Origin of the sequence: Erwinia pyrifoliae DSM 12163 (genome assembly GCF_000026985.1) — a bacterium.
Classification (GTDB): domain Bacteria; phylum Pseudomonadota; class Gammaproteobacteria; order Enterobacterales; family Enterobacteriaceae; genus Erwinia; species Erwinia pyrifoliae.
Window position 1 is genome coordinate 360,975 of the sequence record NC_017390.1, and the last position, 25,306, is coordinate 386,280.

General features: G+C 54.5%; 17 protein-coding genes. 11 read left to right on the forward strand and 6 right to left on the reverse strand.

The genetic code is table 11. The features are described 5' to 3' along the window. Positions 1-120 precede the first annotated feature (120 nt). The 3 genes from yhcN (EPYR_RS01665) to argR form a co-directional block, all read right to left on the reverse strand. Positions 121-390 (reverse strand): peroxide/acid stress response protein YhcN, encoded by a 270-nt coding sequence (gene yhcN / locus EPYR_RS01665; RefSeq protein WP_012666679.1) that lies wholly within the window; start codon positions 388-390, stop codon positions 121-123. Between the two features lie 111 nt (positions 391-501). Further along, positions 502-765 (reverse strand): peroxide/acid stress response protein YhcN, encoded by a 264-nt coding sequence (yhcN, locus tag EPYR_RS01670; protein ID WP_012666680.1) that lies wholly within the window; start codon positions 763-765, stop codon positions 502-504. A 495-nt stretch (positions 766-1,260) separates the two neighbouring features. After that, positions 1,261-1,731, reverse strand: coding sequence for a transcriptional regulator ArgR (argR, locus tag EPYR_RS01675; RefSeq protein ID WP_012666681.1), 471 nt, complete (start codon positions 1,729-1,731; stop codon positions 1,261-1,263). 441 nt (positions 1,732-2,172) lie between these two features. On the opposite strand from argR, the gene mdh reads away from it, so the two are divergent. Continuing rightward, on the forward strand, positions 2,173-3,108 hold the full coding sequence (gene mdh / locus EPYR_RS01680; protein ID WP_012666682.1) for a malate dehydrogenase: 936 nt from the start codon (positions 2,173-2,175) through the stop codon (positions 3,106-3,108). A gap of 38 nt (positions 3,109-3,146) precedes the next feature. Here mdh and degS read toward each other — a convergent pair whose 3' ends face one another. The 3 genes from degS to zapG form a co-directional block, all read right to left on the reverse strand. Next, positions 3,147-4,208 carry an outer membrane-stress sensor serine endopeptidase DegS gene (degS, locus tag EPYR_RS01685; RefSeq protein WP_012666683.1) on the reverse strand — a complete coding sequence of 354 codons (1,062 nt, stop codon included), beginning with the start codon at positions 4,206-4,208 and terminating at the stop codon, positions 3,147-3,149. Positions 4,209-4,286: 78 nt separating this feature from the next. Next, the gene (degQ, locus tag EPYR_RS01690; protein WP_012666684.1) at positions 4,287-5,675 is read right to left on the reverse strand and encodes a serine endoprotease DegQ; all 1,389 of its coding nucleotides are present in this window, start codon (positions 5,673-5,675) and stop codon (positions 4,287-4,289) included. Between the two features lie 113 nt (positions 5,676-5,788). Beyond that, complete coding sequence (zapG, locus tag EPYR_RS01695) at positions 5,789-6,187, reverse strand: Z-ring associated protein ZapG (RefSeq protein ID WP_012666685.1); 399 nt, start codon at positions 6,185-6,187, stop codon at positions 5,789-5,791. A 177-nt stretch (positions 6,188-6,364) separates the two neighbouring features. Between zapG and zapE the strand changes: the two genes are divergently transcribed. The 10 genes from zapE (at position 6,365) to EPYR_RS01740 (ending at position 25,149) form a co-directional block, all read left to right on the forward strand. Continuing rightward, positions 6,365-7,492 (forward strand): cell division protein ZapE, encoded by a 1,128-nt coding sequence (gene zapE, locus EPYR_RS01700; protein ID WP_012666686.1) that lies wholly within the window; start codon positions 6,365-6,367, stop codon positions 7,490-7,492. A 244-nt stretch (positions 7,493-7,736) separates the two neighbouring features. Beyond that, positions 7,737-8,165 (forward strand): 50S ribosomal protein L13, encoded by a 429-nt coding sequence (rplM, locus tag EPYR_RS01705; RefSeq protein WP_004155066.1) that lies wholly within the window; start codon positions 7,737-7,739, stop codon positions 8,163-8,165. Positions 8,166-8,180: 15 nt separating this feature from the next. Beyond that, positions 8,181-8,573, forward strand: coding sequence for a 30S ribosomal protein S9 (rpsI, locus tag EPYR_RS01710; protein ID WP_004168023.1), 393 nt, complete (start codon positions 8,181-8,183; stop codon positions 8,571-8,573). A gap of 308 nt (positions 8,574-8,881) precedes the next feature. After that, positions 8,882-9,523 carry a stringent starvation protein SspA gene (gene sspA, locus EPYR_RS01715; protein ID WP_012440067.1) on the forward strand — a complete coding sequence of 214 codons (642 nt, stop codon included), beginning with the start codon at positions 8,882-8,884 and terminating at the stop codon, positions 9,521-9,523. 4 nt (positions 9,524-9,527) lie between these two features. Beyond that, a complete protein-coding gene (sspB, locus tag EPYR_RS01720; RefSeq protein WP_012666688.1) occupies positions 9,528-10,025 on the forward strand; it encodes a ClpXP protease specificity-enhancing factor in 498 nt (165 codons plus the stop codon). 789 nt (positions 10,026-10,814) lie between these two features. Continuing rightward, entirely contained in the window at positions 10,815-11,021 is a 207-nt protein-coding gene (locus EPYR_RS20175) for a hypothetical protein (protein WP_148217820.1), read from the forward strand. A gap of 133 nt (positions 11,022-11,154) precedes the next feature. Further along, entirely contained in the window at positions 11,155-14,415 is a 3,261-nt protein-coding gene (locus EPYR_RS01725; protein WP_226060694.1) for a Tc toxin subunit A, read from the forward strand. 41 nt (positions 14,416-14,456) lie between these two features. After that, entirely contained in the window at positions 14,457-18,089 is a 3,633-nt protein-coding gene (locus EPYR_RS01730; protein ID WP_012666691.1) for a Tc toxin subunit A-related protein, read from the forward strand. A gap of 54 nt (positions 18,090-18,143) precedes the next feature. After that, the gene (locus EPYR_RS01735) at positions 18,144-22,214 is read left to right on the forward strand and encodes a SpvB/TcaC N-terminal domain-containing protein (protein WP_012666692.1); all 4,071 of its coding nucleotides are present in this window, start codon (positions 18,144-18,146) and stop codon (positions 22,212-22,214) included. Between the two features lie 286 nt (positions 22,215-22,500). Next, positions 22,501-25,149: an RHS repeat domain-containing protein gene (locus EPYR_RS01740; protein WP_012666693.1), complete on the forward strand. Its 2,649-nt coding sequence runs from the start codon at positions 22,501-22,503 to the stop codon at positions 25,147-25,149. Positions 25,150-25,306: the final 157 nt, after the last annotated feature.

The window sequence follows — 25,306 nt, forward strand, 5'->3', positions numbered from 1 at the left end:
GTCAGAAGATGTAAAAGCCCCGGCGAACGGGGCTAAAGTGATATTCCGGCAGGTTGACAGAAAGAGATGGGCGAGCAACGACAGTAAAATACCGGTGCTGATGCACCGGTTTATCGTTGGTTATTTGTAAAGCTCGGCCGTGGCGTGATAGTTACCATCGTTACGCGCTTCAACGACGCGGTAAGACGTTGCACCCTGGCGATCCGCTTTTTGTGACAGCTGGTGGCGGATTTCCATTGGCGTACCGTCAATCCCGCTAACGCTGACGGAGCCTACCGGCTGTAGATTCTGGCTGATGACCTGCTCGCTGGTGACCAGATCGGCCGCACCGGCAGCAAATGAAAGCACAGAAGCAAGACTTAAAGCAGCAATGGCAAAGGTCGTTTTCATGATGACTCCATAATCGTTATTGCGCGGTAATCGGAAGGGATGAAAAACGTTTTTATACTTGGGATTACCGCAAGGTTTTTTATTGATAGATTCTTTACGTTTACGCTTGGCTTATTTGTAAAGTTCGGCGGTCGCGTGCCAGTTACCGTTTTGGTAGTTTTCAATAACACGGTAGGCGCTGGCACCTTTTTCTCGGGCTTTATCATTCAGCGCCTGCCGGATATCCATTGACGATCCGCTAACACCACTCACGCTGACCACTCCGATCGGTTGCAGGCCTTTTATCTGATCCGTATTGACAGACTGAGCGGCGAATGCGCTAAATGACAGAGTAGAAAGCATGCCTAAGGCCGCAATAGTGGTTTTGATATTCATGAGATTTTCCTCGTCAACGATGGTTAACTTTTAATTGTTTGGATCTGCATCACAGAAACAATTATAGAACTAATAACGTGTAAAATTAATAGCAGGATAATAATATAAATGCGTTTACGCTGGCGCGGAATGGTGTTTTTAATAACGTAGAGTTATAAAAAACGCCTTTTTTTTGTACGATTACGCTAAAATGGATTAAAAAACAGTATGTCAGGAGGATTTATCTATTCGTGCGCTTAGTTGCGGTAGATCACATTGTGAAAGAGATGACAGGCAGGTTTTAGTATAAAAAGCCGTCGCTTTAGCCAGTAGCAAATGCTGACATCAATGATCCCGATGCCGTGAAGAGACCAGGGTCGCTGACTGGCTCTGAAATGACCGAAAGATGGACGCTGTCGCCGGGTTGATGCCAGAAGTTTGCCGACAGCGAACTGTGTGCTGAGCGTTCAGGCTTATGCAGAACGGTACGATGGCGGCGACAGAAGAGGGGAAGGTTTAAAGTTCCTGTTCGAACAGCACCAGGATGGCATCGTGCAGCTGCTTAACGGTAAACGAACGCGCCGGAGTAATAAAAATGGTGTCATCGCCTGCGATGGTGCCGAGAATGCCTTCCGCTTTGCCCAGTGAGTCCAGCAGGCGAGCAATCAGCTGCGCTGCCCCCGGACTGGTGTGGATCACCACCAGCGCGTCGTTATAGTCGATATCTAATACCAGGTTCTTCAGCGGGCTGGTGGTAGTCGGCACGCCAAGCTCGGCGGGTAAGCAGTAAACCATTTCCATTTTAGCGTTGCGAGTGCGCACCGCACCGAATTTTGTCAGCATACGTGACACTTTCGACTGATTAATGTTATCGAATCCTTCATCCTGCAGGGCAATGACGATTTCTCCCTGTGAGCTGAATTTTTCCTCTTTAAGTAAGGCTTTAAACGCCTTAATCAGGTCTTCTTGTCTTGATGAGTTGCGCATAGGTTACCGATAAAATGGGTTATTCAGCCATCCCCTCAGCGGGATTTTACATTATTATGCAATTAAATGAATTTTTATGCAAATAGCAAATATGGCATTGGCTCACTCACTTACCGCGCGGCGGCGCAGTCTAACAAATTTTTCCGCGAAAAAGAATTTGTCGACTCTGTGCTTTGGCGCGCAGAAAGTGAACGAATTGTTATAATGTGATGGTTGTTCAGGTTAGCGGTAAGGGTGTAATGTAACGCCGAATCACGGTAATACCCTGAATATCTGAAGTTGTTGCATTGTTAGCCGCCTGAGTTACCCCCGGTCACTGACCGTTTACAAAGCGCGGTGATGATCGCTTTCGCCGCGATGCGCACGCTGCAGCGATCTCATATCGGGCTTACCTGGGTTCCCCGGCACGCAAAATGCTTAAAATATAATAAGGAGTATAGGATGAAAGTTGCAGTTCTCGGTGCAGCGGGTGGTATTGGCCAGGCGCTTGCCCTGTTGCTAAAAACCCAGCTTCCGGCAGGTTCAGAACTCTCTCTGTACGATATCGCACCCGTGACCCCTGGTGTTGCGGTTGACTTAAGCCACATCCCAACTTCGGTCAAAATTGAAGGTTTCAGTGGTGAAGATGCGACCCCGGCACTGAAAGGTGCTGATGTGGTGCTGATTTCAGCGGGTGTTGCGCGTAAACCGGGTATGGATCGTTCTGACCTGTTTAACGTCAATGCCGGTATTGTGCGCAATTTGATTGAGCAGGTCGCTGCGACCAGTCCTAAAGCGCTGATCGGTATCATCACTAACCCGGTCAACACCACGGTGGCCATTGCGGCAGAAGTGCTGAAAAAAGCCGGCGTCTACGACAGGAATAAACTGTTCGGCATTACCACGCTGGATATCATCCGTGCTAACACGTTCGTTGCCGCATTGAAAGGTCAACAGCCTGAAGAATTGAATGTTCCGGTTATCGGCGGTCACTCAGGCGTGACCATTCTGCCGCTGCTGTCACAGATCCCTGGGATCAGCCTCAGTGAGCAGGAGGTATCTGATCTGACTAAACGTATCCAGAATGCGGGTACTGAAGTGGTAGAAGCGAAGGCTGGCGGTGGTTCGGCCACACTGTCAATGGGCCAGGCTGCGGCACGTTTTGGTCTGTCGCTGGTACGCGCGCTGAAAGGTGAAAGCAACGTCGTTGAATGTGCTTATGTCGAAGGGGACGGAGAACATGCGCGTTTCTTCTCGCAGCCGCTGCTGTTGGGTAAGAATGGCATTGTTGAGCGTCGTCCTGTCGGAGAACTCAGTGCGTTTGAACAACATGCACTGACCCACATGCTTGATACGTTGAAAAAAGACATTACGCTCGGCGAAGAGTTCGTTAAGTAGCATGTCGCTTTTTCTGCCCCATCGCCAGATGGGGCAGGTCACCGGCTCTGATTTTCTTCCGGATACTCTTGTACCGTTACGGGTAACGTTATTTTTTGCTCATTGCGACTGATTTCCACGTTGATAACCGTACCGGGGCGTATTTCTGCCACCTGGTCCATGGTTTCCAACGGGGACACCGCCGCCGTGCCGTTGACCCGGGTGATAACATCGTTGACCTGCATACCGGCGGTAAAAGCGGGGCCGCCCTGCTTGATCTCAGTGACCACAATGCCCTGTCCCTGAGGATGTTCCATATCATTATCAGGGCCGCTAAAACGCCTGAATTCCTGCCCGGTAATACCAATATAACCACGAATAACCCGACCATCACGGATCAGTTTCTCCATGACTTTGCTGGCCAGCTTGGTGGGGATCGCAAAGCCCAATCCTTCCGGCGTTTCACCGTTGCTGCTTTTATCAAACGACAGCGTATTGATCCCCATCAGCTCGCCCAGCGAGTTAATCAACGCCCCGCCGGAGTTACCGCGATTGATGGAGGCATCCGTTTGCAGAAAGTCCTGATGACGTGAAGGACTGAGACCAACACGCCCGGTTGCGCCAATAATCCCCTGGGTTACCGTCTGGCCAATGTTATACGGGTTACCGATGGCCATCACCAGGTCACCGATATGGGCAATACGCTGCGGATTGATGGGGATCACCGGCAGACTGGCGGCATTAATTTTCAGCACCGCCAAATCGGTCAGGTAGTCTGACCCTACCAGCAATGCTTCAAAAGAGCGGCCGTCCTGGAGATTCACAACAATCTGGCTGGCATCGTTTATCACATGCTTATTGGTAAGAATATAGCCGTGTGGGTCCATAATCACCCCGGAGCCGAGAATATCGCTGGCACCGTTAGCGCTGTGGTTATAGACATAGACCACGGCGGGTGCAGCGCGGCGAACTGCGGCATTGTAGCTGACCGGCTGCTGGCCGCTGATGTCATCCGTTGGCGACAACAGGTAGCCACCGAGTCTGAGACCCGGAACGGCTAACAGAAGGATGGCGGCGATAATCAGTCCGAAGATGGCTGAACGTATGAGTTTAGGCAGCATGCTTTTAAATGATAAATGAAGATGCGGGCAGAATAGCATGAGTTACGCGGACACAGTAGCCCGTGTCCGCGCAGGTGTTTACTGTAGCAGTAAGTAGATATTCTCATCGCCGCGCATAACGCTGAGCGCCAGCAGCGGCGGTTTAGCCGCCAGTATTTTGCGCAATTCCGCCAGGTTACGCACCGGTGTACGGTTGATCCCCACGATAACATCCCCTTTTTGCAGGCCGGACTGGGCTGCCGTAGCGGCTTTCTCGACGTCATCCACCGTGACTCCTTTCTTCGTGCCGCTTTTCGCCGCGCCATCGCTCAGGGTGGCTCCCTGTAACGCTGGCGTCATCAGTTCGACGTTCATGCTGGTCTGGAGACTGTTATCCAGCTTTACGCTGACGGTAAGGGGTTTATCGCCGCGCACCAGTCCAACCTTCACCTCCTGTCCCGGTGGCGTGGTGCCGATCTTGACCCGTAGTTCAGCAAAACTGGCGATCTGCTTATCATCTATACGGGTAATAATATCGCCGGCTTTAATCCCGGCCTTAGCGGCCGCCGACTGTGGCAACACCTCATTGACGAAAGCCCCATGCTGTACGTCGACGTTGAAGGCTTTGGCCATATCAGCGGTCATCTCGGTGCCTTTGATTCCAAGCTGCCCACGTTTGACTTCGCCAAACTGGATCAGCTGCTGCGCCAGCACCATCGCCATATTGCCGGGAATGGCAAAGCCAATGCCGATATTGCCGCCGCTCGATGCCAGGATCGCCGTATTCAGGCCGATAAGTTCACCGTTGAGGTTAACCAGCGCACCACCGGAGTTACCCTGGTTGATGGCTGCATCGGTCTGGATAAAGTTTTCCAGGCCTTCCAGATTCAGGCCGCTGCGCCCCAGAGCAGAAACAATGCCTGAGGTGGCCGTCTGTCCCAGACCAAAAGGATTACCAATGGCAACGGCGAAATCCCCAACTTTCAGCTGGTCGGAATCGGCGATTTTCACCTGGGTCAGGTTAGTTGCGCCGATCAGCTGGATAAGTGCAATATCGGTTTGCTCATCACGGCCGATCGGTTTGGCGGTAAATTCGCGACCGTCGCTTAACTGTACGCTGATGTTGTCCGCGCCTTTAACAACATGGTTATTGGTCAGCACGTAGCCTTTGGCCGCATCGATAATCACCCCGGAGGCCAGCCCCTCAAACTCAGGGGAGCGGTTATCGCCGTCTGCGCCCCCCTGACCGTTCTGGTCGAAGAAGCGCTTCAGTGGGTCGGGAATTTGCTGCTGCTGGCTGGCGCTTTCCTTTCCCTCAACGTGCACGCTGACCACGGCAGGTAACACCTTTTCCAGCATCGGCGCCAGGCTGGGCAGCTGCTGCCCTTGAACCTGTGTCGGGAGCGATGCGCCGGTGGCGGAAGCCACGTTCAGATGGAGGCTAATACTCAACGCCAATGCGCTTAACAAATATGATTTCTTGTTCATCGGACTAAGCTCTCGCAACCAGGAGTGGAAAAGGCACCCGCAAAGGCAGACAGTGGATTGACTGGCAGGAACGATCGCCTGGCTAAAAAGAGGGGCCAGGCAGCCCCATCCGTTTATTTAACGGCGCGATCGCCACGCAGCAGGCCTGAAGCGCTGTCCGGGTAGTCACGCGGCATCTGTACCGGTACCTGATCGTTATCCGCTTCGGATTCGGTTAACTGATAAGCAAACGGATTTCTCTCACCCGGCAGGTTAGGCAGCAGGTCATTAGATCCCTTTGCCATATGCTGGTACAGCTGGCGATAGTCGCGCGCCATATTGTCCAGCAGTTCGGCACTGTGAGCAAAGTGGTTGCTCAGCTCCTCGTGGTAATCCGCCAGTTCAGCTTTCGTTTTCTCCAGCTCGTACTGCAGGCTGTGTTGCTCGCGCAGTTTTCGATTACCAAAACGCATTGCCAGCGCGCCGATAATAATCCCAACCACTAATCCAATAAGCGCGTATTCCCAGGTCATAATAACTCCCGTTTAGTCTTCGTTGTTCAGTAGGGCTGTTCCATTTAATACCCGTCACTATAACCGCTAATCTGATGGAAGTGGAATCCTGTGGCAGCTTCGCTTAGTGTAGAACGACATTTTTTTTCGACGATCGGCCCTCTGGCTGGGTAATTTTTCAGGGAATGTAACTAAATTATGCAAACGATGTCTCCACTGGCGCTATATCAACAGGCGCTGGACAACGGCGAATATCAGCCCGATGACGTACAGCATGCCGCCATCATCCGCTTAGACGGTATTTATCAGGCGCTAAGCCATGCCCGCCCACCTTCCGCGCCGGCCGGTACAGGTCTGTTCGGCAAGCTGCATAAGCTGCTGGCTAAAAGCAAAACCGATATTCAGACACCGGCACGCGGCCTGTATATGTGGGGCGGCGTCGGGCGCGGTAAGACATGGCTGATGGACATGTTTTTTCGGGCAATCCCTGGCGAGCGTAAGCAGCGCCTGCATTTCCATCGCTTTATGCTGCATGTGCATCAGCAGCTGGCCGAATTGCAGGGTCACAGCGATCCGCTACAAATCGTTGCCGACCGTTTTAAAGCCGAAACCGACCTGCTGTGCTTTGACGAGTTTTTTGTCTCTGATATCACTGACGCCATGCTGCTGGGAACGCTGATGGAGGCGCTGTTCAGTCGTGGTATAACGCTGGTGGCGACTTCAAATATTCCGCCGGACGATCTCTATCGTAACGGTTTGCAACGGGCGCGTTTTCTTCCGGCGATAGAGATGATTAAGCAGCACTGCGACATCATGAACGTGGATGCGGGTATTGACTATCGTCTGCGCACGCTGACGTCAGCGCATCTTTGGATGACTCCGCTGGGAGCTGAAACGTCGCAAGAGATGGGAAGGATGTTTATTGCATTGGCGGGTAAGCCGCCGCAGGTTTACCAACCGCTGGAGATTAACCATCGCCAGCTGCCCACGTTGGGGATGGCTGAAGGGGTGGTGGCAATGAACTTTCTTGCGCTCTGTGGCGAAGGGCGCAGTCAGCACGACTATATTGAGCTATCGCGCCGTTTTCATAGCGTATTGCTGTATGATGTGCCGGTGATGATTTACAATACCGAAGATCAGGCCAGACGTTTTCTGGCGTTGGTAGATGAATTCTACGAGCGTCACGTTAAGCTGGTGGTCTCGGCGGAAACCTCACTTTTCAAGATTTATCAGGGCGCGCGCCTGAAGTTTGAATATCAGCGCTGCATTTCACGTCTGCAGGAGATGCAGAGCGAAGAGTATCTGCGTCTGGCGCATTTGCCCTGAGGTGCATGCAGGCGTGGCGGTATCGCAATTTTATCGCAGAAAATGTTCGATTTTTATGGGCGACTTCTCTATAATCTTGCGACCCCACGTTACAGCAAAGGTTTTTTTCCCAAAACTCTTTGTGTTCCAGTAACTCTATCCGAAGGGGTGGGCTTGCTGGTCAAGATGGTCGTGTGAGCTCCAACCGTTTATTCAAGCGTTTGGGATTTCACCAACGTGTAACTTAATTTGGGTAAGCTTTTAGATGAAAACTTTTACAGCTAAGCCAGAATCGGTCCAACGTGACTGGTATGTTGTTGACGCAACAGGCAAAACCTTAGGTCGTTTAGCGACTGAACTGGCTCGTCGTCTGCGCGGTAAGCACAAAGCGGAATACACTCCGCACGTCGATACAGGTGATTACATTATCGTTCTCAACGCTGAGAAAGTTGCCGTAACCGGTAACAAGCGTAGCGATAAGATTTATTACCATCACACTGGCCACATCGGTGGTATCAAGCAAGCGACCTTCGAAGAGATGATTGCTCGCCGTCCTGAGCGTGTGATTGAAATCGCGGTTAAAGGCATGCTGCCAAAGGGTCCGCTGGGCCGTGCTATGTACCGTAAACTGAAAGTTTACGCGGGCAACGAGCACAACCATGCGGCACAGCAACCGCAAGTTCTTGACATTTAATCGGGATTACAGGCAATGGCTGAGAATCAAAACTACGGCACTGGTCGCCGCAAAAGCTCTTCCGCACGCGTCTTCATTAAGCCGGGTAGCGGTAACATCGTTATCAACCAGCGTTCATTAGAACAGTACTTCGGTCGCGAAACTGCCCGCATGGTAGTTCGTCAGCCGCTGGAACTGCTGGACATGGTCGGTAAATTCGATCTGTACATCACCGTTAAAGGTGGTGGTATCTCTGGTCAGGCTGGTGCGATCCGTCACGGTATCACACGCGCTCTGATGGAGTACGACGAGTCACTGCGTGGCGAACTGCGTAAAGCAGGCTTCGTTACTCGTGATGCTCGTCAGGTTGAACGTAAGAAAGTCGGTCTGCGTAAAGCACGTCGTCGTCCACAGTTCTCCAAACGTTAATTTTTTCTGCTACAGCAGATTTAATTATCGAAGAACCCGGTGCTCAGGCACCGGGTTTTTTATTTTTTCTCCCGTAACAAAATGCGCCAAAGACACGCGGCTTTGCCATTTTCGCCGCAATTGCGTATTCCCATCCCCACAAGCAGGCTAAAATCTGGTAAACTATGTGTCACTTTGTGCCCATTAGTCGGGCAAAGATGCGTGTGTCCTGTCAGTTTTGGCAGCGTTTGTCTTCAGGCTAATGGCAATAATGAGTCGCCGCGTGATGGCTATTCGCAGTAATTTTCTCGATAAACTTGGAGGTTTACATGGCTGTCGCTGCCAACAAACGTTCGGTAATGACGCTGTTTTCTGGTCCGACTGACATTTTTAGCCATCAGGTACGCATCGTACTGGCTGAAAAAGGCGTGAGCGTCGAGATCGAGCAGGTTGAAACGGATAATCTGCCACAGGATCTGATTGACCTCAACCCATACCGTACCGTACCCACCCTCGTTGATCGCGAGCTGACGCTGTACGAATCGCGCATCATCATGGAATATCTGGACGAACGTTTTCCACATCCACCGCTTATGCCGGTCTATCCGGTTGCGCGTGGCGAAAGCCGCCTGATGATGCACCGCGTCGAACAGGACTGGTACAGCCTGATGCGTAAAGTCGAAAACGGCACGGCGCAGGAAGCGGAAGCGGCGCGTAAGCAGCTGCGTGAAGAGCTGCTGGCCATCGCCCCACTGTTCTCGCGGACGCCTTTCTTTATGAGCGAGGAATTTAGCCTGGTTGACTGCTACCTGGCTCCGCTGCTGTGGCGCTTGCCGCAAATGGGTATCGAGCTGCTGGGTGCGGGTTCGAAAGAGCTGAAAGGCTATATGACTCGTGTATTCGAGCGTGACTCCTTCCTCGCTTCCCTGACGGAAGCGGAACGTGAAATGCGCCTGCACACGCGGGGCTGATACCATGGAAATGTCTCAACTGACCGCCCGCCGTCCCTATCTGCTGCGCGCTTTTTATGACTGGTTGCTTGACAACGATCTCACGCCGCATCTGGTCGTCGACATTAATCTGCCTGACGTAATGGTTCCGCTGGAATATGCGCGTGATGGTCAGATCGTTCTGAACATCGCGCCACGCGCGGTAGGGGGCCTGGAATTGGGCAATGACGAAGTCCGTTTCAGCGCACGTTTTGGCGGCGTTCCGCGCCAGGTTTCAGTCCCGCTTGCGGCCGTGCTGGCGATTTATGCCCGTGAAAACGGAGCCGGTACGATGTTTGAACCTGAGCCAGTGTACGATGGATCCGGTGAGTTTCAGGCGTCTAACGGCGAGAATGAAGCCCCGGAAACGCTGATGTCGGTGATTGACGGCGATCGTCCCGATGACAGCGTGGCCGACGACGATGGCCCTGATGATGAACCGCCTCCGCGCGGTGGGCGTCCGGCGCTGCGCGTGGTGAAATAAACTGCAATTGTGGTGCTGGTCGCTGAGGCGACCAGTATCACTGTTAAGCATGCTTTGTGTTCCCCGTTTTCCACACCAGCGCATTCCATACCCGGGGGTCTTTACCCCAATATTTTTGCTTGCATTTAACCCCTGCTACAAAGATCCTGTCCTGGACATCTGAAACCGATGTATGCAACGGTTTATCGCAGGTGCAAACGTACCAGATGTCGCCTTCGGGCTACATTGTCACCATTAAACGATGTAACCTGTACCGCGCTTGATTATCTGGTTATGCACATTATTTTTATTAGCCAGCCTCGCCAGACGATGAGTTCTGAACCTTCAGAATTGGCCTCGCATCGTCTTTTACCCGGTTCCCTCATCGGTGCATCCCCATAATCTGTTGACTTATCTCCACCTCACAAGAGTTAACGTCTAATACTTTAGATTAGACGTAAGGTTTTCTTACCTGCTGCCGCGAGCAATAAGTCGTGTTTAATCATCTGTGCCAGGCACTACCTGAAGATGTTACAAGATTTATTGAGGTTTTGATCTGGAATCCTGAGATGCATATTGACAGGCTTTCAATCCACCTTATAAATAATTTTTTATTTAATGATAAATTAATTAATAAGTAATCGTGATGTGTTAATGGCTCAATAAATCAAAATTCAACGCGAAAAAGGGTCGTGCTTTATATTTTTTGACAGGTTAAGGGTTTTAATTTCTGCTCTTCGTTAACGATGATGTCAATATAATGCATTTTTTACTGTAAAACCCATCGTTTTTTTGTGAGTGATATTAATTATGTTGAATATAGTTACCGGCCAACCTGGCGGGTATCTGTCGTCTGTGAATAATATCAAGGTGGCAAGAAATGACAGGTTTATTGCTGGTAATAAATTCTCAGCAGGTTATGGATTTGATTTTGGCCAGAGAAAGGGCGTATTGACATCATTTATTGTCGTACTGCGTCGCGCCGGAGCCATGAATAATCGGGCAGTGCGTGATTAAACCTCAGTTTTTTATTACAAAAACCAATCCCGGTATTGTTTGGCAGGTGGCTGGTATTAGATATCATATGCAACATCAATAAATAATTTATATTTATCCTCCATTATTAATGCTGGAAAAGTATGAGGTGTTTATGTCTGAATTTTATTCATTGCCAGAATCCGCGCCGGATATCCTGGCAAAAATGCCCAAAGCGGGCCATAAGTCAGTTTTTGATATTATTAAAGTCAGCCGGGCTGAGTTTATCAAAACCATTCCTGACGTTGACCAAAGCCGTGCAGACAAAGTTTATCGCGACGCCCACCAGCGTGCGGCAACGCTTAAGTCATATTTTCGTTCATGGCAATTGCGCCAGGAGCCGGTCATTTCGGGTTTAAAGAAACTGACCTCCACCCCATCTGATGCTCTGCATAATACGCTGGTACGCAATATCAGCGGTGACGGGGATTTCTCCGATCTGATGGCGCGCAGCAGCGAGTATGCCGACGCTGCTTCTATTCAGTCACTGTTTTCTCCGGGGCGCTATGTCACTGCGCTGTATGCCGTGGCAAAAAAGCTATATGACGAAACGTCAGCGCTGGCTATTGATAAGCGCCGCCCCGATCTGCATAAGCTTGTTCTCAGTGAAATCTCAATGAGTCAGGAGGTTAGCTCGCTGGATGTCCTGCTTGACGTGTTGCTGGGGCAAAACGGAAGCGCACTCAGCTCGATGTCGAAAAGATATTTTCCGATGACCCTGCCTTATGACGATGATCTACATCAAATCAGCGCGTCGCTAGGCGCCCAGGGACGTAGTCTGAACGGTATCTGGGAAAAGCTAACCGATACACAGCGCCACTCATTGACACCGTCAGCTTATACCGGCTCCGCCTTCCAACGCGTCATGAGCCAGCGAACGGATACCAGCAACAGCGGCAAGACATTTTACCTGAAAGCCAATAACAGCATGGTTTGGTTGTCCGATCCTGTCAAAACAGGTTCTGTGTTTACAGCCCACATGGTACTGGGAGAGCCTGATGCCAGAGATAAGGGCGTGGCTCCGCTCAGATTTACCGTTATATCCACCGGGTCTGCTGAAGCAATGCGACTCGGGCTTGAGGGGGAAGTGGTATTTAGCCTCGGCACGTTAAAAAATGCATGGCTCACAGGGTCGGCTGGCCAGCAGAATGCTAAGGATGACAGGTTTGCCGCTCTAAGCGATAAAACCAGCGGCCAGGAATTATCGATAGCCATCACTGTTAACTACGATGACAGCGTGATGCTGCGCACCAGCAAAGGCTGGATCGGCATTGATGAAAATGGCGGGAATACAAACCGAAGTCAATCTCTGGTGCTGAACGCCAGTAAGGACAACGCCCTGAAGTTCACCCTGTGTGAGGACCAGAAAGGTATTAGGCGGGTGCCCCCGGCTCTTCGGCTTCCAGCGAAAGCGCCAAATCCCCCGACGCGAACCATGCTGTCACTGACGCCGTTATGCTATCAGCTGCTGCTTAATAACCACCTGCAAGAAAATGATATTCAAGTTCACTATGGACTGAGCAGTGCAACCCAGCTTACCGCCGGTCAGCTGGCTACACAATTAAATCATATCCCCACTTTCTGCCAGAAAACCGGCCTGACGTTTAATCAGCTGCTGGAATTGACCGCCCAGAAAAATTATAAGGTCGGTGCAGGAAGCCCCGAATCACGTTACCTCCCCGAGAGCTGCTATCAAAGAGCTCAGTATCCTTACGGCATGGTAAAGGTATATATTTATGGTGCAGCATTCCTTAACGCTACTGTGTATGCTAAGGACGCAAAGACTGTTTTATGGGTACAGCCGGAAGTTCGTGATAGCTCAGGTAAAGTCACCACTCCGGCAGCGCTGAATTTTCGTGATGATACGGTCATTACTCTCGCCGGTAACGTAGAAAAACTGATCCGACTGCGTAATACCACCGGACTCTCCTTCGAGATGCTGGACTGGATAATCGTGAATGTCTCGCGGGCAGCGGGCTATAAAACGCCTTCACTGGATGCCAACACACTACAGACACTGGCCGCATATGTCGGGTTGACAAAACGCTATGGCATCAATGCAAATACCTTTTGCAGCTTTATCGGGGCGGTAAACCCGTATGCCCCTCAACAGCAAAAAAGCGAATATGAACGGTTATTTACTTCGTTAGACGGCACCTTCACTCAACCAATTCAAGGAAGAGATGCCATAATCATAGGCTATTCAACGCGCGAGGAAAAAAAGCAGCGCGCGCTATTCTGTAAAGCGGCGGGAGTCACCGATGATGAGCTGACCCGCATCCTGAAATACTGCGATCTGAAGTATAACGATAAGTTTGATGAGTATGTGGCCGGGCGTATCAGCCGTTTTGGTGCCATTCCACGTATGCTGGGGTTGACTTTTGCTGAGGCAGAGTGCCTTTGGATACTGCTGGACGGCATACCCGCATTATACCGCCTGGGGTCGGTCAACGGCCTGTATGCCCTGGATCTTATCAGCCGCAGCGAACAGCTTATCGCATGGATGGCGGAGAATAGTCTGAGCCTGATCCAGCTGCAGGCGATGGTTAGCCGTCAGCACAGTGATACCGCCACGCCAGAGATGTTCACCTTCCTGCAGAATATCTATAACAGCGTTAACGACGAGACGCCCGCCAGCCGCTCTGCCGCGCAGGACATTGCCCTGCGCCAGAAGCTGCTGCGTGCGCTGGCTGGCGGCTTCGGCATGAAAACCAATGTGACCGGGCTGCTCACCGACTGGCTGGCGGCCATTGCTGACTTCACATTGTCTGCTTACTGGGTTGATATCAGCCAGTTTTTTGCCGACGAGAGTCATGTCTCGGTCGACCTTCTGCAGCGCAATTTCTCTGGTCTGGTCATGCACACTCACCGTCTGAGCCAGCTGGTGGTCATTATCCGCTGGCTGGATCTCAGTGAGCAGGATTTGACGCTGCTGACAGCCACACCCACCCAGCTTGACGCCACTCTGACCCGTACCCCGGAGCCGGATCTGCCGCTGTTGTTGCTGTTGAGCCGCTTTAAGCGCTGGCAGAGCCAGGTCACGGTGACAAGCCATGAAGCCCTGCGCCTGCTGCCGTTACTGGCGGCAGCGCACACGACGGCTAAAGAGGCGGCGGCAAAAATTGCCACCCTGCACAATCTCAGTGAGAACAGCGTGCAGAGCCTGGGCAAGCTGTTGTTTGGTAAACGGGGATACCCTGCAGACTTTGCTCAACTGCGGCAGCTGCTGAACTGGATGCATACCGGGCAGATGCTGAACGTCGGCTCTGCCACCCTGAAAGACCTGCTGACTATGACGCACGGCGATGAGCAGGCTGAACAAAGCGACCTGATTGCCCGCGTGGCGCAAAGCCTGACCGCTGGCCTCACCCGCTGAATGGCACCGGACGCACAAAGCGTATACAAGGAATAAAAACGATGTCTGTCACCTTATTTAACAAAAATCTGAAAGAGGCGCGCCGCGATGCGCTGGTAAGCCACTATCTGGCGACCAGGGACTTCTCTTCGCTGCCGAAGGGTAGCAGTGTGAAGAATGCCGATGACCTGTATGAATATCTGCTGCTGGATACCAAAGTCAGCGATGCCGTCACCACCTCGCGTCTTGCTGAAGCGACCAGCAGCCTGCAGCTGTTTATCCACCGGGCGCTGGAAGGCTATGACGGTGAGCTGGCTAAGGGTGCCAGCGCGCTACTGGCGCAGGATGCCTTTCTTGATAACTGGGACAAATACAATAAGCGCTACAGCACCTGGGCAGGCAAGGAGAAGCTGCGCTTTTATGCCGCGAACTATGTAGACCCCACGCTGCGCAGCAATAAAACCGAGCTGTTTAAGCAGCTGGAAGAGCATCTGAGTCAGGGGAAATTTTCTGAAACCCAGGTCGTGCAGGCGTTCAATAGCTATCTCAGCGATTATCATCGCTATGCAAATGTCACCTACCTCAGTGTCGGGAACGGGCATGAGGAAAAAGTGAAGTATATATCCGCTAAAGCCAATGGGAAATATTATTGGCGGATGGTCACTTTGGGCGAAGGGTATAAGCCCATAAAATGGGGGGAGTGGCAGCCGTTACCTACCGCCATTGACAAGGCATTAAATGATGATGTCGTGGTAGCCTGGCATGAAAACAAAATAACCTGTGGGTGGAATTCAATAGAAAGTATACGGTTATCTGATGGGAAGGCTCAGGATGCTGTTTTCAATCATATATGGAAGATGAACTGCGACAACACATGGGTCTATTTTTCTCATGCTGAAAAGCGTTTTGATACTACACCTCGAACAGGTATGACTACTGGTCACTGTAGATTGGAATTCAGATGGGAGGAAGCAGTTAATGGACTATATGAGAAAGTCAATGGGGTATTAATTTATGATTTAGAAAGAAATCGCGTCACGCTGACAATTGATGATGCTCATATCATATTCCATCCAGATGTGCAAGTTTTTATAAATAATCTATCTATGAGTTATGAATCGAAAAAAACTATCCCCTGGACTGGTGAGGTTAAGATTGAACTTAAAAAACGTGCCGGAGGGAAGGTATTAGAGGCATTCACGGCAACACTCTCCCCACTATCCGATGGCTTTTACGGGTATATCAAAGAGGGTTTTGTTACGAGGAATTCTCTCAGAGAATTTAGCGTAACTTCCTCCACCGCTACAACAAACGAATATTTCAGTGGTCAGTACCCTCTTTCTGATTTGTTCACTCTCGAATGTCAGTCTTTATTTGCTAAAGCGGGTTGCTGGTATTACCAAAACGCAGCCGGAAAAATAATAACAGGCGGCGATGCCTTCTCCGGCCCTTACTGCCAGTACCTGTGGGAAATCTTTTTCCATATCCCGTTCCTGATAGCCGCCCGCTTTGCTACCGAGCGGCGCTTTGACGACGCAGAGCGCTGGTATAAATATATCTTTAACAGCGCCGGTTATCGCGATCGTAATGGCAAGCTGCTGACCAATGAAAAAAAGAATACGCGTTACTGGAATTGCCTCCCGCTGGAGCAGGATATCGTTTGGGACAGTTTCGCCGCTGTGCCAGCCAGTACTGACCCCGATGTGATTGCCAGCGCCGATCCGATGCACTACAAGCTGGCGGTTTTTATGGGCACGCTGGATCTGCTGATTGCCCGTGGCGATGCCGCTTACCGTACGCTGGAGCGTGATACCCTCACTGAGGCCAAAATGTATTACGTGCAGGCTCAGCAGCTGCTGGGGCCACGTCCGGATATTCGTATCACCAGCAGCTGGGATAACCCTATGCTGTATATAGCGGCCAGAGACATTGCCCCTCCCGCCACGCGTACGGCAGAGCCGCAGACGTTTTCCCGCTGGCTGAAGGCAGGAGACAGCAGTGAAATGGGCGATGGTAACTTCCTGCCACCCTGCAACGATGTGCTGCTGGCCTACTGGGATAAGCTTGATATCCGGCTGTGGAATCTGCGTCATAACCTGAGCCTTGATGGCCAGCCGCTTAATCTGCCGCTGTTTACCACCCCGGCCGATCCGGCCGGGCTGCATCGTCAGCAGCAGGGAGGCGATGGTGCAAAGTACGAGGTCAGGCCGTCAGATAAAAGCACTACCGGCTGGCGTTACCCGCTGCTGGCCGACCATGCGCGCAGTGCCGCCAGCCTGCTGACCCAGTTTGGCAACAGCCTGCTCAGTGCGCTGGAGCGCCGTGATGCTGAACAACTGACGCTGTTGCTGCAAACCCAGCAGATTGCGGTGCTGGCTCAGCAGCAGGGTATCGCCGGGAAAAACCTCGACAGCCTTCGTGCCAGCCTGGAGTCCCTGCGGCTGAGCCGCGCCAGCGCAGAGCTGCGTAAGACCCACTACGGCAATCTGGTTAACGGCGATCTCTCGCCCGCCGAGCAGTCCGGGCTGACGCTGCGTAGCAACGCCCGCACCCTGCAGCTGTTGTCCCAGGTACCAGCGCTTGCCGGCGGGTTGTTAAGCGCATTGCCTAACACCTTTGGTTTGGCGAATGGCGGCGGCGATTTAGGGGCACCGTTTCACGCGCAGGCTCAGATCCTCCAGGCAATGGCTGGTGCCAGCGATCAGTCCGCGGTGATCAACGATATTACCGCAGGCTATCAGCGTCGGGCAGAAGAGTGGGGGTTGCAGCGCGATATCGCTGACAGGGAGATCGGCCAGCTGGATGCCCAGATCGACAGTCTGAAGGCACAGATTGCCATGCAGCAGAAGCAGATCGCCCTGACGGAAACCGAGTCGGCCCATGCGCAGCAGTTGTACAAGCTACAGAGCAGCCGTTTCACCAGTCAGGCGCTGTATAACTGGATGGTCAGCCGACTGTCGACGCTTTACTACCAGATGTATGACGCCACCATCCCGGTATGCATGCAGGCGCGTACTGCGCTGATCCGCGAGCTGGGCGAAGATAAAGTGCACGGGCTGTTCAGATCCGCAGTGTGGAGCGATCTCTACCAGGGGCTGCTGGCCGGGGAAGGGCTGACCACCGAATTACAAAAGCTGAACAATGTCTGGCTACAATACGGTGCGCTGGGACTGGAAGCCACGCGTACGGTTTCGCTGGCGGCGCTGCGCGGCGAAGAGACGGGCAGCCTGAGTGCGGCGGTGGCGAAGGTGCTTAGTAACCAAAATGACAGCGCTGAAAATGGCGTCCTGAAGCTGGAGAACCAGATCTTCAGCGCGCAGCTGGATATGTCAAAGCTGAAACTGGAGCAGGATTACGGTGCCACCAGCAACAACAAAAAACTGCATATAAAAAGTATTGCCGTTACGCTACCCACCCTGCTGGGGCCGTATCAGGATATTGCCGCCACGCTTTCTGTAGGCAATGAGACGGCCACGCTGTCGCACGGGTTGCAGGACAGCGGACGCTTTATTACTAACCTTGAAGACAGTCGCTTCCAGCCGTTTGAAGGCCTGGACGTGACGAGCGTGAAAGCCCCCCTGACCCTCAGTATTTTTAGCGTGAAAGAGGCAGATGATGACGCCGCAGCGAACCAGCGAGCCATCGTTGAGAACCTGAGCGATATCATTTTCCATATTCGCTACATCATGCGCTAACCCCACTTGTTGTGATATCCGGGCCATCCTTCGATGGCCCGTAAGGAATACTTTATGCAAAATTCAGATAGTTTGGCGCTGAAAGCACCCTCTCTGCCTAAGGGCGGCGGGGCGGTATCCGGCCTGAAAGGGGATGTGGCGGCTGCCGGACCGGACGGCGCAGCCACGCTCAGCGTTCCGCTACCGGTCAGTCGCGGGCGCGGCTATGCGCCTGCGCTGGCGCTCAGCTACCACAGCCGGGGCGGTAACGGGCCATTCGGTATGGGTTGGGACGTTAACCTGTCAGCCATCCGTCGCCGCACCAACAAAGGTATACCGACGTACGGCCCGAACGATGAGTTTACCGGGCCGGATGGCGAAGTGCTGGTTCCGCTACTGACCGCAGACGGGACGCCGGAGACACGCAGTGCCTCCGCGCTACTGAACGTCGACGCTGGAGGAAATTACCACGTTCGCGCTTACCGCAGCCGCACGGAATCCGACTTCAGTCGTCTGGAGTACTGGGTGGCTGACAGCAATAGCGCCGAGGCGTTCTGGCTGCTGTACCGCCCGGATGGGCAGCTGTTTTTGCTGGGCCGCAATGCGCAGGCGCGTATCAGCAATCCGCATAATGCGCGACAAACTGCCGCCTGGCTGATCGAGTCGTCGGTATCCGTGAGCGGGGAGCAGATTTATTATCAGTATCGGGCAGAAGACGATACTGAGTGCGCGGACGCGGAAAAAGCCGCACATCACGCTGCCACGGCACAGCGCTATCTGATAGCGGTCTGGTACGGCAACCGCACCGCTTCCCGTACACTGCCCGCGTTTACCTCAGCCCCTTCCGCCGAAGACTGGCTGTTCACCCTGGTGCTGGATTACGGTGAGCGCGACACGGATCCGGCGCAGGCTCCCGACTGGTTGCCCCCCGGTAAGGAAGACTGGCCGTGCCGCCCGGATCGCTTTTCCAGCTGGCACTACGGCTTTGAGCTGCGCACCCGCCGCCTGTGCCGCCAGGCGCTGATGTATCACGCCGTGACGGCGCTGGCCGGAGAAGAAAAACCCGGCGATCAGCCGCAGCTGGTGGCGCGTCTCTGCCTGGATTACCAGCAGACTCCCTCGGTGAGCATGCTCAAGTCGGTGCGCCAGAACGCGTATGAAGCTGATGGTCGTGTGCTCAGTCTGCCGCCGCTGACGTTTGGCTGGCATACCTTCACACCGCCGCAGGCGGCGACGTGGCAGCAGCGTGAAGATATGGGTAACCTGAATCCGCTACAACCTTACCAGCTGGTGGATCTGAATGGCGAAGGGCTGGCAGGGATCCTGTATCAGGATGACGGCGGGTGGTGGTATCGCGCACCGGTGCGTCAAACCGGCGGCAGCGCCGATGAGGTCACCTGGGATAAGGCCGCGCCCCTGCCCATCATGCCGGCCCTGCACGCGGGTGGTGCGCTGCTCGATCTGAACGGCGATGGCTACCTTGAGTGGCTGGTGACCGCGCCTGGCCTGGCCGGGCATTATGGCCGCACGGCCGAGCGCCAGTGGCGAAACTTTACGCCGCTGACTGCACTGCCGGTGGAGTATGGCCATCCACGCGCCCGGCTGGTGGATCTCACCGGATCCGGGCTGGCCGACCTGGCGCTGATCGGCCCCAAAAGCGTGCGCCTGTACAGTGGAAGCGGAGAGGGCTGGCAGAAGGTGCAAACGGTGATGCAGGCAGACTCTGTGACTCTGCCGTTGTCACCGACAATGGATGCCAGCATGCTGATTGCCTTCAGTGATATGGCAGGCAGCGGCCAGCAGCACCTGGTGCAGGTCACTGCCAGCGGGGTGCGCTATTGGCCCAGCCTTGGCCACGGGCGCTTCGGCCAGCCGCTGGATCTCCCCGGTTTCAGCCAGCCACCAGACCGCTTTAACCCGCAGCAGCTGTTCCTGGCGGATATTGACGGCTCCGGTACTACCGACCTGATTTATACCCTTGGCGACAGCCTGCTTATCTATCTCAATCAAAGCGGCAACGCCTTTGCCGCGCCCTTTAGCCTGCCGCTGCCGGAGGGCGCGCGCTATGATCGCACCTGTAGCCTACAGCTGGCGGATATTCAGGGGCAGGGGGTTGCCAGTCTGATATTGACGACTCCTCATCCGACACCGCGTCACTGGGTTTGTCATTTGTCAGAGCAGAAACCCTGGCTGTTGAACGCGATGAATAACCATATGGGAGCCAGTCACAGCCTGTACTACCGCAGCTCGGCACAGTTTTGGCTGGATGAGAAGGCCGAAGCCGCGCAGGCGGGAAAACCGCAGCCAGCCTGTTATCTGCCGTTTGCCCTGCATACGGTGCAGCGCACCGAGGTGACCGATGAAATTACTGGCAACCGGCTGGTCAGCAGCGTGCGCTACCGGCACGGCGCATGGGACGGGCGTGAGCGTGAATTTCGTGGTTTTGGTCTGGTGGAAGTCAGCGATACCGATACCCGCGCCAGCCGGGGAAGCGCGGCGGAAATCAGCATGCCCGCCATCAGCCGCAGCTGGTATGCCACTGGCCTGGTGCAGGTAGATGAGCAGCTGCCAAGGCAATACTGGCAGGGTGACAGCGCCGCCTTTGGTGGTTTTGTTCCCCGCTTCACCATCGGCAGCGGTGACGATGAGCAGGCGTACGTCCCGGATGACAGCACCAGATTCTGGCTGAACCGGGGGGTAAAGGGCCTGCTGCTGCGCAGCGAGCTGTACGGTGCGGACGACAGCGTTCTGGCGACTACCCCCTACAGCGTTAGCGAAACCCGCCCGCAGGTGCGCTTAGTCGAGACGCGGGGCGTTTATCCGGTGACCTGGTCGGTGTCGGTGGAAACGCGTACTTATCTCTATGAGCGGTTCAGCAGCGATCCGCAGTGCAGTCAGCAGGTGTTGCTGAGCAGCGATCGGTATGGCCAGCCGCTGCGTCAGGTCAACATCAGTTATCCGCGCCGCAGCCAGCCGACTAAAAGTCCGTACCCGCCAACGCTGCCGCCGACGCTGTTTGCCAGCAGCTACGACCGACAGCAGCAGGAACTGCGCCTGGTGTTGCAGCAGAGCCGCTGGCATACGTTGTCAGACAGCGCGGCCGGTGTATGGCTGGCTGGACTGTCTGATGCCACCCGCAGCGATATTTTCACTTATTCAGCCACCTCCGTCCCGGCGCAGGGTCTGACGCTGGAGCAGCTTTCCGCCAGCGGCAATCTGACAGGCGAAGATCGGCCTGCCACCTTCGCCGGGCAGCAGCAGGTCTGGTATCTGGATACGCAGGGTGAGGCGGTCACGGCAACTCCTGCCATCCCACCGCGCCTTGCTTTTAGTGAAAGTGCGGTACTGGACGAGCCTCTTATCGCCTCACTGGCGCAGGACATCAGCGCTGAAACCGTGACGCAGGCCGGTTACTCGCTGTCCGGCTATCTTTTTGCCCGTCGCGGTGAAAGCGGCAAACTATTGTGGACGGTACGCCAGGGTTACAGCACCTATGGTTCTGCTGAACATTTCTGGCTACCCGAGTCAACGCGGGACACCCTGCTGACCGGTGCTATCACCGTTACCCGTGACCGCTATAACTGCGTGATAACCCAGCTGCGCGATGCGGCCGGGCTGACTACCAGCGCGCAGTATGACTGGCGCTTTCTGACGCCGGTAAGCGTGACCGATGCCAACGACAATCGGCATACCGTCACGCTGGATGCGCTGGGGCGGGTCTCTGTGATGCGTTTTAGCGGCACGGAAAACGGCAACGCCACGGGCTACAGCGCTAATGCCATCGACCCGCCGCAAACGGCGGAACAGGCGCTGGCGCTCTCAGCACCGTTGCCGGTACACCAGATGCTGGTTTATATCACCGATAGCTGGATGACGCAGCGCGCAGAAAAACAGCCGCCGCATGTTGTGGTGTTGACTACCGACCGCTATGACAGCGACCCGCAGCAGCAGATCCGCCAGCAGGTGGTGTTCAGCGACGGCTTCGGACGTGTGCTACAGACCTCCGTTCGCCAGACTGACGGTGGCGCCTGGCAGCGTAGCGCGGCGGGCGCGCTGGTGAGTGCGTCCAACGGTGCGCCTCAGCTGGCAACCACCACCTCGCGCTGGGCGGTCAGCGGGCGTACGGAATATGACAATAAAGGCTAGGCGATTCGCACTTACCAGCCATTTTTCCTCAATAGCTGGCAATATCTCATTGACGACAGCGCCCGTCAGGATCTGTATGCCGACACGCATTATTACGACCCCACCGGGAGGGAATGGCAGGTGAAAACCGCCAAAGGCTGGCTGCGCCGCAGCCTGTTCACCCCGTGGTTTGTGGTCAGTGAGGATGAAAATAACACCGCCGCTGAGGCGGAGGCTGGTATTTAACCCATACGCCGGCAGGCCACCGCCTGCCGGTATCTCCCCAGAAATAACAGGTGACACATTTATGCGCAGCAATACTCTTTATCGTGCCACGCCGTCGGTGACGGTGCTGGATAACCGTGGCCAGAGCGTACGCGATATCGTTTACCACCGCCATCCGGACGTGCCGGAAAGCATTGACGAACGCATCACCCGCCACCGCTATAATGAGCGCGGCTTCCTGGCGCAGAGCGCCGACCCACGGCTACATGACGCAGGCCTGGCAAACTTCAGCTACCTGACAGACCTGGCCGGTCATGTGCTGCGCACGCAGAGCGCCGACGCCGGTATCACGGTTGCCCTGAACGACGCCGCCGGCCGGCCGTTTATGACGGTAACCCATATCGCCGCCGGAGAGAACGGCCTGCATGACCGCAGCCAGGCGGTGATCCGCACCTTCCGCTATGAGCAGGCCAGCCTGCCGGGTCGCCCGCTGAGCACCACGGAGCAGGGTGCGAACGGCGTGCCGCGTATCTCGGAACGCTTTGTTTATGCTGGCAACACGCAGCGGGAAAAAGAGCTGAACCTGGCCGGGCAGTGCGTCGGGCACTACGACACGGCCGGTCTGGTGCAGACGGACAGCATTGCCCTGAGCGGCGTGCCGCTGTCGGTGACCCGGCGTCTGCTGAAGGATGCGCATAACACGGACGTCGTGGCAGACTGGCGGGGTGAGGATGCCGCTGCCTGGAACGGCCTGCTGGCCGCCGGGGCGTTCACCACCCGCAGCACGGCGGACGCCGTGGCAGCCGTGCTGACGACTACCGATGCGACAGGCCATATGCAGCGCGTGGCGTATGACGTGGCCGGGCTGCTGCGGGGCAGCTGGCTGACGCTGAAAGGTGGAAAAGAGCAGGTTATCGTGAAATCCCTGAGCTGGTCGGCTGCCGGACAGAAGCTGCGCGAGGAGCACGGTAACGGCGTGGTGACCACGTACACGTACGAGCAGGAAACGCAGCGCCTGACGGGCGTGCGTACAGAGCGCCCGGCCGGACACGCGGTGGTTGCGAAGGTGCTGCAGGATTTGCGCTATGAGTACGACCCGGTGGGCAACGTGCTTATGGTACGCAACAACGCGGAGGAAACCCGCTTCTGGCGCAACCAGAAAGTGGTGCCGGAGAGCGCCTGTGCCTACGACAGCCTGTACCAGCTGGTCAGCGCCAGCGGGCGCGAGATGGCCAGTGGCGGTGAGCAGGGGACTAACCTGCCGTTGCTCCCCTCCTTTGACAGTGCCACCTTCACTAACTACACGCGCACTTACACCTATGACCGCAGCGGCAATCTGACGCAGATACGCCACGGCGCGCCTGCCAGCGGCAATAACTACACTACCCGCATCACGATCAGCAATCGCAGCAACCGGGGCGTGTTAAGCACGCTGACGGAAAATCCCTCAGAGGTGGATGCGCTGTTCAGCGCCGCAGGTCAGCAGATGCAGCTGCTGCCGGGTCAGCGGTTGAGCTGGACGGCGCGCGGCGAACTGCTGCAGGTTACGCCGGTGGTGCGTGACGGGGCGGCAGCGGACGGCGAGAGCTATCGCTATGACGGCAGCAGCCAGCGCGTACTGAAGGTGGGCGTGCAGAAAACCGCTAACGGCACGCAGAATCAGCGCGTGCTGTATCTGCCGGGCGTGGAGCTGCGTACCCGCGCCGGCGGCGGCACGGAAACGGAGAGCCTGCAGGTTATCACGGTGGGTGAAGCGGGTCGGGCGCAGGTGCGGGCGCTGCACTGGAAGAGCGGGAAGCCGACCGCCGTCAGCAACAATCAGCTGCGCTTCAGCTACGATAACCTGGTGGGCAGCAGCACGCTGGAAGTGGACGGCGGCGGTAATCTCATCAGCATGGAGGAATACTACCCGTACGGCGGCACGGCGCTGTGGACGGCGCGCAGCCAGGCGGAGGCGGACTATAAAACCGTGCGCTACTCGGGCAAGGAGCGTGACGCGACGGGGCTGTACTACTACGGCTACCGCTATTACCAGCCGTGGGCGGGCCGCTGGCTGAGTGTGGATCCGGCGGGGACGGTGGACGGGCTGAACCTGTTCAGGATGGTACGGAATAATCCTGTGACACTGAAGGACGAGGAGGGGCTGGCTCCAAGCTACTTAATGGCATTGCCGAAGATAGTGAACACATATACTGAAAATAATCATGGTGAAGCCGCCCGTATCATCAGCTTACCGGATAACAATCAAGGCAGAATCCTTCCCTCCCTCCCAACTCGCGAAGAATTAGGACTATTAGATGCGGAGGTTTCCGCTGTAAAAATTTATACATCATATACTTATAAGCACATAAATAGTTACGCCAGGGGAACCCTGGGCTCAAAGGAAGCGAAGCAATTAAAGGAAGCGCTGGAACAAAACAAGTTTTTAAAGAAGGGGTTTATTGGTGGCGAAAAATTAAGTAAAGGCATTGCAAAATTTAATGCCACCCTTGAATCGGCCAGAAAAAAACACCCTTCAAATGAAAGTTTTGGTTCTATCGTTACCAGAGGGATTGGCTTCGATTATATTGGCGGCTCCGAGGATGAGATAAACTATACAACGATAGGTAGTGTTGTTGAGCAAAAAAGTTATACCAGCACAACTGTTAGTCGTCCTTTTCTAAATACTCACTTGTTAACTTTACATGCTCACCCGGAAGCTGATGGACGCTGGATTGAAGTGGTTTACTGAATTTGGCCATCTGAACAGAGGTGATATGCTCACCTCAGAACAACACAGGTGCTCCAATGANAAGAAGAAATTCGATTTTACAAAATACGCCAGGATTTAAACCCAAAGAATGTTGTTAAACCGCAACAGACCAACTCAATTGTAGAAACCGAGTCGA

What these genes read in the sequence shown, in the direction of transcription:
- yhcN (WP_012666679.1), bottom strand. Translation starts at nt 390, where the DNA reads ATGAAAACGACCTTTGCCATTGCTGCTTTAAGTCTTGCTTCTGTGCTT.
- yhcN (WP_012666680.1), bottom strand. Translation starts at nt 765, where the DNA reads ATGAATATCAAAACCACTATTGCGGCCTTAGGCATGCTTTCTACTCTG.
- argR (WP_012666681.1), bottom strand. Translation starts at nt 1,731, where the DNA reads ATGCGCAACTCATCAAGACAAGAAGACCTGATTAAGGCGTTTAAAGCC.
- mdh (WP_012666682.1), top strand. Translation starts at nt 2,173, where the DNA reads ATGAAAGTTGCAGTTCTCGGTGCAGCGGGTGGTATTGGCCAGGCGCTT.
- degS (WP_012666683.1), bottom strand. Translation starts at nt 4,208, where the DNA reads ATGCTGCCTAAACTCATACGTTCAGCCATCTTCGGACTGATTATCGCC.
- degQ (WP_012666684.1), bottom strand. Translation starts at nt 5,675, where the DNA reads ATGAACAAGAAATCATATTTGTTAAGCGCATTGGCGTTGAGTATTAGC.
- zapG (WP_012666685.1), bottom strand. Translation starts at nt 6,187, where the DNA reads ATGACCTGGGAATACGCGCTTATTGGATTAGTGGTTGGGATTATTATC.
- zapE (WP_012666686.1), top strand. Translation starts at nt 6,365, where the DNA reads ATGCAAACGATGTCTCCACTGGCGCTATATCAACAGGCGCTGGACAAC.
- rplM (WP_004155066.1), top strand. Translation starts at nt 7,737, where the DNA reads ATGAAAACTTTTACAGCTAAGCCAGAATCGGTCCAACGTGACTGGTAT.
- rpsI (WP_004168023.1), top strand. Translation starts at nt 8,181, where the DNA reads ATGGCTGAGAATCAAAACTACGGCACTGGTCGCCGCAAAAGCTCTTCC.
- sspA (WP_012440067.1), top strand. Translation starts at nt 8,882, where the DNA reads ATGGCTGTCGCTGCCAACAAACGTTCGGTAATGACGCTGTTTTCTGGT.
- sspB (WP_012666688.1), top strand. Translation starts at nt 9,528, where the DNA reads ATGGAAATGTCTCAACTGACCGCCCGCCGTCCCTATCTGCTGCGCGCT.
- EPYR_RS20175 (WP_148217820.1), top strand. Translation starts at nt 10,815, where the DNA reads ATGTTGAATATAGTTACCGGCCAACCTGGCGGGTATCTGTCGTCTGTG.
- EPYR_RS01725 (WP_226060694.1), top strand. Translation starts at nt 11,155, where the DNA reads ATGTCTGAATTTTATTCATTGCCAGAATCCGCGCCGGATATCCTGGCA.
- EPYR_RS01730 (WP_012666691.1), top strand. Translation starts at nt 14,457, where the DNA reads ATGTCTGTCACCTTATTTAACAAAAATCTGAAAGAGGCGCGCCGCGAT.
- EPYR_RS01735 (WP_012666692.1), top strand. Translation starts at nt 18,144, where the DNA reads ATGCAAAATTCAGATAGTTTGGCGCTGAAAGCACCCTCTCTGCCTAAG.
- EPYR_RS01740 (WP_012666693.1), top strand. Translation starts at nt 22,501, where the DNA reads ATGCGCAGCAATACTCTTTATCGTGCCACGCCGTCGGTGACGGTGCTG.